Source organism: Pseudomonas sp. FG13 (assembly GCF_057809755.1).
Genome location: NZ_JBMDKO010000002.1, coordinates 286,095 through 297,778 on the forward strand (window position 1 = coordinate 286,095; position 11,684 = coordinate 297,778).

11 protein-coding genes are annotated in these 11,684 nt (G+C 61.2%); 4 read left to right on the top strand and 7 right to left on the bottom strand.

Annotated features, from left to right (window positions below; translation table 11 throughout):
- The first annotated feature begins 33 nt into the window (after nucleotides 1–33).
- A complete protein-coding gene (locus ACODTO_RS03860; RefSeq protein WP_489105993.1) occupies nucleotides 34–1,140 on the top strand; it encodes an NADH:flavin oxidoreductase/NADH oxidase in 1,107 nt (368 codons plus the stop codon).
- 183 nt (nucleotides 1,141–1,323) lie between these two features.
- On the opposite strand, the gene ACODTO_RS03865 is transcribed toward ACODTO_RS03860, so the two are convergent.
- Entirely contained in the window at nucleotides 1,324–2,949 is a 1,626-nt protein-coding gene (locus tag ACODTO_RS03865; protein WP_139646053.1) for a glucan biosynthesis protein D, read from the bottom strand.
- Nucleotides 2,950–3,315: 366 nt separating this feature from the next.
- On the opposite strand from ACODTO_RS03865, the gene ACODTO_RS03870 reads away from it, so the two are divergent.
- From ACODTO_RS03870 to ACODTO_RS03880, 3 genes are all read left to right on the top strand, one after another.
- Nucleotides 3,316–3,501, top strand: coding sequence for a hypothetical protein (locus ACODTO_RS03870; RefSeq protein WP_489105994.1), 186 nt, complete (start codon nucleotides 3,316–3,318; stop codon nucleotides 3,499–3,501).
- Between the two features lie 114 nt (nucleotides 3,502–3,615).
- Nucleotides 3,616–3,861, top strand: coding sequence for an AbrB/MazE/SpoVT family DNA-binding domain-containing protein (locus ACODTO_RS03875; RefSeq protein ID WP_139646055.1), 246 nt, complete (start codon nucleotides 3,616–3,618; stop codon nucleotides 3,859–3,861).
- The gene (locus ACODTO_RS03880; protein ID WP_047702114.1) at nucleotides 3,861–4,262 is read left to right on the top strand and encodes a type II toxin-antitoxin system VapC family toxin; all 402 of its coding nucleotides are present in this window, start codon (nucleotides 3,861–3,863) and stop codon (nucleotides 4,260–4,262) included. Before ACODTO_RS03875 ends, ACODTO_RS03880 begins: the two co-directional genes overlap by 1 nt.
- A gap of 58 nt (nucleotides 4,263–4,320) precedes the next feature.
- Here the strand turns inward: ACODTO_RS03880 and ACODTO_RS03885 are convergent, their stop codons facing one another.
- The 6 genes from ACODTO_RS03885 to ACODTO_RS03910 form a co-directional block, all read right to left on the bottom strand.
- Entirely contained in the window at nucleotides 4,321–5,745 is a 1,425-nt protein-coding gene (locus ACODTO_RS03885) for a gamma-aminobutyraldehyde dehydrogenase (RefSeq protein WP_175361644.1), read from the bottom strand.
- 130 nt (nucleotides 5,746–5,875) lie between these two features.
- Nucleotides 5,876–6,694, bottom strand: coding sequence for an ABC transporter permease (locus ACODTO_RS03890; RefSeq protein ID WP_139646059.1), 819 nt, complete (start codon nucleotides 6,692–6,694; stop codon nucleotides 5,876–5,878).
- On the bottom strand, nucleotides 6,684–7,628 hold the full coding sequence (locus ACODTO_RS03895) for an ABC transporter permease (protein WP_139646061.1): 945 nt from the start codon (nucleotides 7,626–7,628) through the stop codon (nucleotides 6,684–6,686). The genes ACODTO_RS03890 and ACODTO_RS03895 overlap by 11 nt, the downstream gene beginning before the upstream one ends.
- A gap of 1 nt (nucleotide 7,629) precedes the next feature.
- Nucleotides 7,630–8,667 carry an ABC transporter ATP-binding protein gene (locus ACODTO_RS03900; RefSeq protein ID WP_489105995.1) on the bottom strand — a complete coding sequence of 346 codons (1,038 nt, stop codon included), beginning with the start codon at nucleotides 8,665–8,667 and terminating at the stop codon, nucleotides 7,630–7,632.
- Nucleotides 8,668–8,898: 231 nt separating this feature from the next.
- On the bottom strand, nucleotides 8,899–10,050 hold the full coding sequence (gene ydcS / locus ACODTO_RS03905) for a putative ABC transporter substrate-binding protein YdcS (RefSeq protein ID WP_139646065.1): 1,152 nt from the start codon (nucleotides 10,048–10,050) through the stop codon (nucleotides 8,899–8,901).
- Between the two features lie 85 nt (nucleotides 10,051–10,135).
- A complete protein-coding gene (locus ACODTO_RS03910) occupies nucleotides 10,136–11,593 on the bottom strand; it encodes a gamma-aminobutyraldehyde dehydrogenase (RefSeq protein ID WP_489105996.1) in 1,458 nt (485 codons plus the stop codon).
- Nucleotides 11,594–11,684 lie beyond the last annotated feature (91 nt).

The window sequence follows — 11,684 nt, forward strand, 5'->3', positions numbered from 1 at the left end:
TGGAGCCTGCCCACTGATTCGAAGAGGTGCCCCATGAGTCTGCTGCTTGAACCCTATACCGTACGTCAATTGACCCTGCCCAATCGCATCGCGGTATCACCGATGTGCCAGTATTCGAGCGTCGATGGCCTGGCCAATGACTGGCACCTGGTGCACCTCGGCAGTCGTGCCGTGGGTGGTGCCGGCCTGGTATTCACTGAAGCCACCGCTGTCACCGCCGACGGCCGTATCACCGCCCAGGACCTGGGGCTGTGGAACGATGAACAGATCGAACCCCTGCAACGCATCACCCGTTTCATCACCGCCCAAGGCTCCGTGCCAGGCATTCAACTGGCCCATGCCGGGCGCAAGGCCAGTACCTGGCGGCCCTGGCTGGGCAAGCATGGCAGCGTAAAACCCGCGGATGGCGGCTGGGTGCCGGTGGGGCCCTCGCCGATTGCCTTCGATCCGCAGCACACCCAGCCGGCCCAACTGGACGAGGGACAGATCAACGGCGTCATCCAGGCGTTCGTGGAGGCGGCCAGACGCGCCTTGACGGCCGGGTTCAAGGTGGTCGAGGTCCATGCGGCCCACGGCTATCTGCTGCATCAGTTCCTGTCTCCGTTGAGCAATCAGCGGCGCGATCAATATGGTGGTTCGTTCGAGAACCGTATCCGGCTGGTGCTGCAGGTCACCGAAGCGGTCAGGGCCGTATGGCCCCAGGAGTTGCCGGTGTTCGTGCGCGTCTCGGCCACCGATTGGGTCGAGGACGGCTGGAATCCTGATGAAACCGTTGAACTGGCGCGGCGATTCAGGGCTCTGGGGGTGGACCTGATCGATGTGTCATCGGGCGGTACCGCGGCGAATGCGGAAATCCCCACTGGTCCGGGTTACCAGACACGCTTCGCTGAACGAGTGCGCAAGGAGTCGGAAATCGCCACCGGCACCGTTGGCATGATCACCGAACCGGCCCAGGCCGAGCACATCCTGCGAACCTGTCAGGCCGACATCATTTTCCTGGCCCGCGAGTTGTTGCGCGATCCGTACTGGGCGCTGCATGCCGATGATGACCTGGGCGGACGCAAGGCGGTATGGCCGGCGCAGTATCAGCGGGCGACCCATCGGGACCAGCCGATCCATGAGTCCGATCTGCGGGACTGACTGTTCCTGTCAAAACAAAGCCCCGGTCGTTCAGGCCGGGGCTTTTCTTTAGTTGAAATTTTCTCTGCTTGCACCGGCCTCATCGCGAGCAGGCTCGCTCCCACAAGGAATCCCTATGCAATGAGATCACTGTGTGGGAGCGAGCCTGCTCGCGATGGGGCCAGCCCGGACGACCAATAACTATCAGGGATACTTGCGCTTATCCGGCGCCGGCGGGAAGTACTGGTACAGCCAGGTCTCGCTCAGGGTCCGGTCCTTGGTGCGAATGAACAGGCGCATTTCCACCGGGTCCACGCGGTCGTCGGTCGGGTACCAGTCGAAGGTGATGCGATAGCCCTTGATCGCATCCACCACCAGCACGTTGAAGTCTTTCACCTCGCCATGGGAGCAGGTCACCACCGGTTCGATGCCAGTCCCAGGGGGTAGCTGGTCGAGACCGCCGCCACTGAAGTCCACTGCAAAGCGTCGGGCCCAGACGGTCGGGTAATGCTCGCCCGGTGCCCAACCTTCGATGAAACCACCCATCCCGGAACGGCTCGCGTGGACCTGGGCCAGCTCGGTGCTCACCGGCGGCAGGGCGCTCCAGTAGAGTTTGTAGCCATAGTTCAGCGAGTCGCCGGCCGCGACCGGTTTCTTCGGCGACCAGAACGCGACGATGTTATCCAGGGTTTCGCCGGTCGTAGGAATTTCCAGCAGATCCACAGAGCCTTCGCCCCAGGCCGTTGTCGGCTCGACCCACAGGCTTGGACGCTTGCTGTACCAGTCCACGGTGTCCTGGTAGCTCTCGAAGCTATGGTCGGTCTGCACCAGGCCGAAGCCTTTCGGGTTCTTGTCGGCAAAGGCGTTGAATTGCAGGGTGGCGGGGTTGTTCAGCGGGCGGCAGACCCATTCGCCATTGCCGCGCCACATGGCCAGTCGGTCGGAGTCGTGGATCTGCGGGTGAATGGTGTCGCACATCCGTCGTTCGACGGTGCCGCAACTGAACATGCTGGTCATCGGCGCAATGCCCAGTTGCTCGATGGCGGTCCGAGCGTTGATGTGGGCGTCGACTTCCATCACGACTCGGGTGGGCTGGCAATCGATGTCAAAACGATAGGCCCCGGTGGCGCTGGGGGAGTCGAGCAGGGCATAGACCACGAAGCGGGTGCTGTTCTTGTCCGGGGTTTCGAACCAGAACTGGGTGAAGTCCGGAAATTCCTCGCGGTGCTTGGCATACGTATCGATTGCCAATCCGCGGGCCGAGAGTCCGTACTGGCCGCTGGCGTCCACGGCGCGGAAATAACTGGCGCCCAGAAACGAAACGATGTCGTGCCGGTCCAGCTCCGGCGCCTTGAAGGCCCGGAATCCGGAGAAGCCCAGGTCACCCTTCAGTTGCGCGGTGTTGACCGTGGTTTTCTCGTAGTTGAACAACTCCGGGCGGAAGTGCACTTCACGGGCCAGGCGGGTCTTCGGATCGACGCTGTGCATGCGCACCGGCTGTTTGAAACCCATGCCAACGTGGAAAAACTGTACGTCCAGTTGGCCATCCAGCTCATTCCACAACGAATGGTTGGCGTCATACCGGATCGCGTTGAACTGCAGTGGCGACATCATCGCCAATGTTTCTGGCAAGACTTGCTTGGTGTCGACGTAACGTTGCCCGGCCAGCCGTTTGGCCTGGTCCTTCAGGTTCTTGAAGTCGAAGGGGCGGGCTTCGCCGTCTGCCGTCTGATCGGCGGCCCAGGCCCGTGCTGCCATAAGACCCGAAGCCGAAAGCCCGGTATAGGCGGCGAAAGCCATGGAGGCCTTGAGCAGATTCCTGCGATGCATAAATACGACCTTTCTCGAAACAATCCCCAGCCGTTCCTGGCAACAAGGACTGATAAAACTGATAAAGGAGTTCGGACATGCCTTTGGCCAAACAACGTTAGAACAGATGCTTGATAACCGGATCGGTTCACCGAGGCGCAAAATCATAGGGATACGTCGACGGCTGAGAAAGGAAAGCGTGGCTTGGTTAAATTTTCTTACAGATATTTCTTTTTTCTCGGAGACATCTGCATTTTTTTGACTAATTACTCTAAAACTGCCTCCTCGCTGTGTGAATCGCCCCTATTCTTTAGCTTGGCAAAGGGGTTCCGTCCGCGGGCCCGGCAGGCTCCGGGAATCAATTCGACGTACACAAGGACACTGTTCATGACGAAACTACAGGGCATTGCCGAAATGCTGGGATTCTTTCCATGCCTGCACAACGCGCGCCGGACGCGGCGCCTTAGCCTGGAGGAACTGCGACTGGTGGAACGCTACCGCGAGCTGTCGGAAAACGACCGGATCGCCATGCGTTACCTGGTGGATGCGATGAGGAGTGTTTCGCGGTTTTGAAATGCCGCATTTTCCCAAGAGGCAAAGAGCGTTTGCCTACGATCAGCGGCGGTTGCAGGTTCGTACTTGAAGTATTACTTTTCTTGTTGAGGTAATACATCGAAGGAGAAGACAGTGTCGACGACAATGACAAGTAAGGGGCAGGTCACCATTCCCAAGCCCATTCGCGATGCGTTGCACCTGATTCCAGGTTGTGCGGTCGAGTTCAGTGTTAACGCACAGGGAGAAGTGGTGCTGCAAGCCGGTAAGCCTCGAACCGCAGAAAAAGCGGTTCGCGATCGCTTCGAAGCTGCCCGTGGCAAGGCGGATATCAAGTGGCGCACCGATGAGCTGATGGCGCTGTTACGAGGTGACGATTGATGGTGTTGGTCGACACCAACGTGTTGATTGATGTTCTGGAAGACGACCCTGTTTGGGCTGACTGGTCCATCCAGCAGTTGCGTGCCCAATCCCAGATCCATGACCTCGCCATCAACCCGATTGTCTATGCCGAACTCTCCCAGACTTTTTCCACTTTTGAAGCATTGGATGAGGCTGTTACTGAACTGGGTCTGTTGATGCTGGAGATACCTCGACCGGCGTTGTTTTTGGCCGGCAAGGCTTTTGTGCGCTATCGCAAGGTAGGTGGCGGAAAGACTAATGTACTGGCCGATTTTTTCATTGGCGCCCATGCCGCTGTGAAGGGCCTGACTTTGTTGACCCGGGATGCCAAACGTTACCGCAACTATTTCCCCTCGGTCGAATTGATAGTCCCTTACTGACCCTCGCCTGACCACGACCAGGTTTGTTGCCCAGTCGTGGTGTGATGGGCTCTTCGGATCAATGCTTGAACATCACATGCCGCACCACCGTGTAGTCCTCCAGCCCGTACATGGACATGTCCTTGCCATACCCGGAATGCTTCTGACCGCCATGGGGCATTTCGCTGACGAGCATGAAGTGGGTATTCACCCAGGTGCAGCCATATTGCAAGCGTGCCGACAGGCGATGGGCCCGGCCGACGTCTCGGGTCCATACCGATGAGGCCAGGCCATAGTCCGAATCGTTGGCCCAGTCCAGTACCTGCGCTTCATCGAGGAACGGGGTGACGGACACCACCGGGCCGAAGACCTCCCGGCGCACGATCTCATCGTCCTGCTGGGCATCGGCCAGTACCGTCGGTTCGAAGAAGAACCCGTTGCCGTCCACGGCCTTGCCACCGGTGATCAAACGGATATGTGGCTGGGCGATGGCGCGTTCGACGAGCCCGGCCACGCGGTCGCGATGCTGGGCGGTGATCAGCGGGCCCATCTCGGTGTCCGGTGCGGTTTGCAGACCGTACTTGATACTGCCCACCGCGGCGCCGAGTTTTTCGACGAACTGCTCATAGATACCTCGCTGGGCATAGATGCGGCAGGCCGCAGTGCAATCCTGGCCGGCATTGTAGAAACCGAAGGTGCGGATGCCTTCCACGGCGGCGTCGATGTCGGCGTCGTCGAAGATGATCACCGGGGCCTTGCCGCCCAGTTCCATGTGGGTGCGTTTGACGCTGTCGGCGGTGCTGGAAATGATGTGCGAACCGGTGGCGATGGAGCCGGTCAGCGAAACCATGCGCACTTTCGGGTGCGTGATCAGCGGCTGGCCGACGGTCTGCCCACGACCGAACACCACGTTGAGTACGCCCGCCGGGAAAATCTCCGAGGCCAGTTCCGCCAGACGCAGCGCCGTCAGGGGCGTCTGTTCCGACGGCTTGAGCACAACAGTATTGCCGGCGGCCAGGGCCGGGGCGATTTTCCAGGCAACCATCATCAGTGGATAGTTCCAGGGCGCGATGGAGGCAATGACGCCCACCGGATCGCGACGGATCATCGAGGTATGCCCCGGCAGGTACTCGCCCCCCGCCGAGCCGTTCATGCAGCGACTGGCGCCGGCGAAGAAACGGAACACGTCGGCAATGGCCGGAATCTCGTCGTTCAGGGCGGCGCTCAGGGGTTTGCCGCAGTTGTCCGATTCCAGCTTCGCCAGTTCTTCGCCATGGGCTTCAATGGCGTCGGCCAGTTTGAGCAATAGCAGGGAACGGTCCTTGGGTGGGACCTGCGACCAGGTGTCGAAGGCGTCATCGGCGGCGCGCACGGCGGCGTCGACCTGGGCTTCGCTGGCTTCGTTGATTTCCACCAGCACCCGACCCAGCGCCGGATTGAACACGGCCTGTCCAGGACCTTCGCCATTCACCAGGCGACCGTTGATCAGCAGTTTGGTTTGCATGTCCATGTCCTCTCAAGTTGTTGTTTTTTTGTGGGAGCGAGCCTGCTCGCGAAGGCGTTCCATCAGGCAACCCTTGCACTGACTGGAGCACCGCTTTCGCGAGCAGGCTCGCTCCCACATGGGGTCATCGCTATTTCCCCCCGCTACCCGCCACGCTCTCACCCCCACGGGTCAGGTAATAGGCGCCCAGTATCGGCAGCATGGTCACCAGCATCACGAGCATGGCGACGACGTTGGTCACCGGCACGTCGCGGGGGCGGCTGAGTTGGTTGAGCAGCCAGAGCGGCAGGGTACGTTCGTGGCCGGCAGTGAAGGTGGTGACAATGATTTCGTCGAACGACAGCGCGAACGCCAACATGCCGCCGGCCAGCAGGGCCGAGCCGAGATTGGGCAGGATGATGTAGCGGAAGGTCTGCCAACCATCGGCCCCCAGGTCCATCGAGGCCTCGATCAGGCTGTGGGAGGTGCGGCGCAGCCGGGCGATGACGTTGTTGTAGACGATCACCACACAGAAGGTCGCGTGACCGACGACGATGGTGAACATGCCCGGTTCGATTCCCAGGGTCTTGAACGTGGCCAGTAACGCAATGCCGGTGATGATCCCCGGCAGGGCAATGGGCAGGATCAGCATCAGCGAGATGCCCTGCTTGCCGAAGAAGTCGCGGCGATACAGCGCTGCCGAGGCCAACGTGCCGAGCACCATGGCGATCAGTGTGGCGATGGTCGCGATCTGCAACGACAGCTTGATCGCCTCCAGCACGTCTGGACGGGCGAAGGCCACGCTGAACCATTTCAGGGTCATGCCCTGGGGCGGGAAGCTGAACGCGGCGTCCTCAGTGTTGAAGGCATAGAGGAAGATGATCAGGATCGGGAAGTGCAGGAACACCAGCCCGCCCCAAGCCGCGATGCGCAAACCCCATGAAGCCCGGGATGAAGAATCAGAGTGCATCGAAAGCCCCCAGGCGCTTGACGATAGACAGGTAAATGGCGATCAGCACGATGGGCACCAGCGTGAAGGCGGCGGCCATGGGCATGTTGCCGATGGCGCCTTGCTGGGCGTAGACCATGCTGCCGACGAAGTAGCCCGGCGGGCCCACCAGCTGGGGCACGATGAAATCCCCCAGGGTCAGCGAGAAGGTGAAGATCGAGCCGGCGGCGATGCCCGGGACCGACAGCGGCAGGACCACTTGCATGAACGTCTGGCGTGGCTTGGCACCCAGGTCCGCCGAGGCTTGCAGCAGCGAGGGCGGCAGGCGTTCCAGGGACGCCTGGATCGGTAGGATCATGAACGGCAGCCAGATATAGACAAACACCAGGAAGCGTCCCAGGTGCGAAGTGGATAGCGTGCTGCCGCCGACGCCGGGGATTTCCAGCACGAACTGCAACACCGGCCCCAGGCCCAGGTGCTGGATGAACCACTGCGCCACGCCGCCCTTGGCCAGCAACAATGTCCAGGCATAGGCCTTGACGATGTAGCTGGCCCACATGGGCAACATCACCGCGATGTAGAAAAACGCCTTGGTCTTGCCGCTGGTGTAGCGCGCCATGTAATAGGCGATGGGAAACGCGACGACGGCGCTGGCGATGGACACCGCGATGGCCATGCTCACGGTGCGCAGGATGATGTCGAAGTTCGACGGTTGGAACAGTGCCGCGAAATTCGCCAGGGTCAGGTCCGGCGTGACCGCCATGGTGAAATCGTCGAAGGTGTAGAAGCCTTGCCACAGCAAGGTCAGCAGCGAGCCCAGGTAGATCGCGCCGAACCAGATCAGCGGCGGTACCAGCAGCATCGACAGGTAAAGGTTGGGCCGTCGGTACAGCAGGTTGGAAAACCGTCGCAGCGAACCCGGTGCAGGTGTCCGGGGGAGAGCCAGTGTATTCATCTCAGGCCTCGCCGCCGACAGTGTCGTGCAGGGTAATCATCGCCTCGCGGGCCCAGCGGACCCTGAGCTGCTGGCCGGTCTGGTGCTGAGCGGTGCTGTCGGCCCACTGAGTGTTGGCCTGACTGAGGTTCAGAGTCTGGCCGTTTTCCAGTTTCAACTCGTAGCGGGTGGCGCTGCCCTGGTATTGAATGTCGTGAAGCAGTCCTTGGACTTCGATTTCATGGCCGCCCAACGGGCCCTCAGCGAAACGCACGTGTTCCGGGCGGATCGAAAACGGCTGTGGATAACCGCTCAGCTGTCGCGCCAGTTCGCCACGAATCACGTTGGAGGTGCCGACAAATTCCGCGACGAAGGTGGTCGCCGGTTTCATGTACAGGTTGCGCGGTGTATCCAGCTGTTCGATGCGGCCCTTGTTGAACACCGCCACCCGGTCGGACATCGACAAAGCCTCGGTCTGGTCATGGGTGACGAAAATGAAGGTGATGCCCAACTGGCGTTGCAGTTTCTTCAATTCGCCTTGCATCTGTTCGCGCAGCTTCAGGTCGAGGGCGCCCAGGGGTTCGTCCAGCAGCAAGACCCGCGGGCGATTGACCAGCGCACGGGCCAGGGCGACGCGCTGGCGTTGGCCGCCGGAGAGCTGCACCGGTTTGCGTTCGCCATAGCCGCCCAGGGCCACCATCTCCAGCGCTTCGTCGGCACGTTTGATTCGCTCGGCCTTGGCGACGCCTTTGACTTTCAAGCCGTAGGCCACGTTGTCGCGTACGTTCATGTGGGGAAAGAGGGCGTAATCCTGGAACACCGTGTTGACGTCCCGTTGATAGGGCGGCAGCCCGGCGGCCTCCTCGCCATGGATGCGGATGGAACCGGCGCTCGGCTGTTCGAAACCGGCAATCAGCCGCAGGCAGGTGGTCTTGCCCGACCCGGAGGGGCCCAGCATGGAAAAGAACTCGCCGTCCTCGATGTCGATGGAGACCCGGTCAACGGCCTTCACCTCGCCGAATTGACGGGAAACCTGGGTGAACTGGACTGCGAGTGTCATGGGGCGGTGCTCCATAAAGCGGTGCGGCATGAAATTTCAATGATGGGAACACTGTCCTGTGGCGAGGGGATTCATCCCCGCTGGGCTGCGAAGCAGCCCCTGAATCCCACCAACTCGGTTTGTCAGGTGAATTCAGTAGACTGCTTTGGGGCTGCTTCGCAGCCCAGCGGGGATGAATCCCCTCGCCACAAAGGCAGTGTTCATCGCCACTTTCGTGGCGAGAGACTGACCTTACCGCCCGCCCATGATCGCGATGTAATCCTGGGTCCAGCGGCTGTACGGCACGAACTTGCCGCCCTCGGCCTGTGGGGTTTTCCAGAAGGCGATCTTGTCGAACTGGTCGAAGCCGTTGGTCTTGCACCCTTCGGCCCCCAGCAGCTCGCTGCCCTGGCACGCCGCGGGCACTGCCGGCAAGGAGCCGAACCACGCTGCCACGTCACCCTGGACCTTTGGTTGCAGCGACCAGTCCATCCATTTGTAGGCGCAGTTGGGGTGCTTGGCCTCGGCGTGGAGCATGGTGGTGTCGGCCCAGCCGGTGGCGCCTTCTTTCGGAATGGTCGAGGCGATCGGTTGTTTTTCGTTGATCAGGCCATTGACCTGATACGGCCAGGCTCCGGACGCCACCACCCCTTCGTTCTTGAAGTCACTCATCTGCACGGTGGTGTCATGCCAGTAGCGGTGGATCAACGGTTGCTGGGCCCGCAGTAGCTCCAGCACGGCCTTGTATTGGGCTTCGTCGAGTTGATACGGATCCTTGATGCCCAGCTCGGGCTTGGCGGTCTTGAGGTACAGCGCCGCATCGGCAATGTAGATCGGACCGTCGTAGGCCTGCACGCGGCCCTTGTTCGGCTTGCCATCGGGCAGGGCCTGGGCGCTGAACAACACGCTCCAACTGGTGGGGGCCTGCTTGAATACGTTGGTGTTGTACATCAACACGTTCGGTCCCCACTGATATGGCGTGCCGTAGGTCTGCTGGTTGACCACGTACCACGGCGCGTCCTTGAGGCGCGGATCGAGGTTCTTCCAATTGGGGATCAATGCAGTGTTGATCGGTTGCACCCGCTTGCCGGCGATCAACCGCAACGAAGCGTCGCCCGAGGCCGTGACCAGGTCGTAGCCACCCTTGCTCATCAGGCTGACCATTTCGTCGGAGGTCGCGGCGGTTTTCACATTGACCTTGCAGCCGGTTTCCTTCTCGAAACCGGTCACCCAATCGTAGGCCTTGTCGCTTTCGCCTCGTTCGATGTAACCCGGCCAGGCCACGATATCCAACTGGCCTTCGCCCTTGCCAACGGTCTTGAGCGGTTCGGCGGCCTGGACGCTGAGGCTGGTCAGCAGCGCCAGGGTGATTGCACTGAGCAATACGGTGTTGTGCGCGTACATGGGAATCCCTCTTGCTTTAATTATGGTCGGGGCAGTTTTTCAATGGTGAAGCGCCATGGATGGCCTGTTATCAGCGTAGTGCTGTTTATAGATGCTGGCCGTGACGGGCCATGATGTGGCGTACCACGCTGTAGTCCTGGAGCGAGTCACTGGACAGGTCCTTCCCATAGCCCGAGCGCTTCAGGCCGCCGTGGGGCATTTCGCTGACCAGCATGAAGTGACTGTTGATCCAGGTGCAGCCGTATTGCAGGCGCGCCGCCACCTGCATCGCCTTGTCCAGGTTCTGGGTCCATACCGAGGATGCCAGGCCGTATTCGGAATCGTTGGCCCAATCCACCGCCTGGCTGAGTTCGTCGAAGCGGGTCACGGTGACCACCGGGCCGAACACTTCGCGCTGGACGATTTCATCGCTTTGCTTACAGCCGGCCAGCAAGGTCGGTTGGTAATAGAAGCCGGCACCGGAATGCACCGCCGCGCCGGTGATGCGTTCGATGTGCGGTTGGCCGAGGGCGCGTTCGACGAAACTGGCGACGCGGTCGCGCTGGCGGGTGCTGATCAACGGGCCGATTTCGTTGTCGGCGTCGCGTTTGCCGGCAAAACGCAGGCTGCTGACTGCCGTACCGAGTTCGGCCACCAGCCGGTCGTGAATGGCGCCCTGGGCGTAGATCCGGCAGGCCGCGGTGCAATCCTGGCCGGCGTTGTAATAGCCGTAGGTGCGCACGCCATCGACCACCGCCTGGATGTCGGCGTCGTTGCAGACGATCACCGGGGCCTTGCCTCCCAGCTCCAGATGCGTGCGCTTGAGGGTTTTCGCCGCAGCCTGGAGGATTTTCTGGCCGGTGACGATATCGCCGGTCAGCGAGACCATGCGCACTTTGGGATGGCTGACCAGATGGCTGCCGACCCCTTCGCCGCCTCCGCAGATGACGTTGATGACACCCCGGGGCAGGATCTCGGCCAGCAGTGGCGCCAGGGCGAGGATGGACAGCGGCGTGTGTTCCGAGGGCTTGAACACCAGGGTGTTGCCGGCGGCCAGGGCCGGGGCGATTTTCCAGGCGGCCATCATGATCGGGTAATTCCACGGTGCGATGGACGCGACCACGCCGATCGGGTCGCGGCGCACCATGCTGGTGTAGCCGGGCAGGTACTCACCGCTGAGCTGGCCGGTCTGGCAGCGCACGGCGCCGGCGAAGAAACGGAACACATCCACTGTGGCACTGAGGTCGTCCTGCCGCGCCAGGTGCAATGGCTTGCCGCAGTTCAGCGATTCGAGACGGGCCAGGTGATCGGCATGCTTTTCGACGGCGCTGGCGATCTCCAGCAGCAGGTTCGAGCGTTGTTGCGGGGTGGTGCGCGACCATCCGTCGAAGGCGTGGTGGGCGGCCAGGATCGCTGCCTCGACCTGCTCGATGCTGGCCTCGGCGATATGGGCCAGTACCTCGCCGGTGGCCGGGTTGAGGATTGGCTCGACAAATCCCTCGCCGGAGACAAGCTCCCCATCGATCAGCAACGCGGTGCACAGTGGAGTTTGCGTGCCAGCCATGTCCGATTTCTCTTTTTATCGGTTGAAACACAGAACCTGTGGGAGCGAGCCTGCTCGCGATGGCGGTCTATCTGTCGACAGCGGCTTTAAT

Coding starts and splice junctions, on each gene's coding strand:
- ACODTO_RS03895 (WP_139646061.1), bottom strand. CDS start 7,628: ATGAATACACTGGCTCTCCCCCGGACACCTGCACCGGGTTCGCTGCGA.
- ydcS (WP_139646065.1), bottom strand. CDS start 10,050: ATGTACGCGCACAACACCGTATTGCTCAGTGCAATCACCCTGGCGCTG.
- ACODTO_RS03865 (WP_139646053.1), bottom strand. CDS start 2,949: ATGCATCGCAGGAATCTGCTCAAGGCCTCCATGGCTTTCGCCGCCTAT.
- ACODTO_RS03885 (WP_175361644.1), bottom strand. CDS start 5,745: ATGCAAACCAAACTGCTGATCAACGGTCGCCTGGTGAATGGCGAAGGT.
- ACODTO_RS03880 (WP_047702114.1), top strand. CDS start 3,861: ATGGTGTTGGTCGACACCAACGTGTTGATTGATGTTCTGGAAGACGAC.
- ACODTO_RS03900 (WP_489105995.1), bottom strand. CDS start 8,667: ATGACACTCGCAGTCCAGTTCACCCAGGTTTCCCGTCAATTCGGCGAG.
- ACODTO_RS03860 (WP_489105993.1), top strand. CDS start 34: ATGAGTCTGCTGCTTGAACCCTATACCGTACGTCAATTGACCCTGCCC.
- ACODTO_RS03870 (WP_489105994.1), top strand. CDS start 3,316: ATGACGAAACTACAGGGCATTGCCGAAATGCTGGGATTCTTTCCATGC.
- ACODTO_RS03890 (WP_139646059.1), bottom strand. CDS start 6,694: ATGCACTCTGATTCTTCATCCCGGGCTTCATGGGGTTTGCGCATCGCG.
- ACODTO_RS03910 (WP_489105996.1), bottom strand. CDS start 11,593: ATGGCTGGCACGCAAACTCCACTGTGCACCGCGTTGCTGATCGATGGG.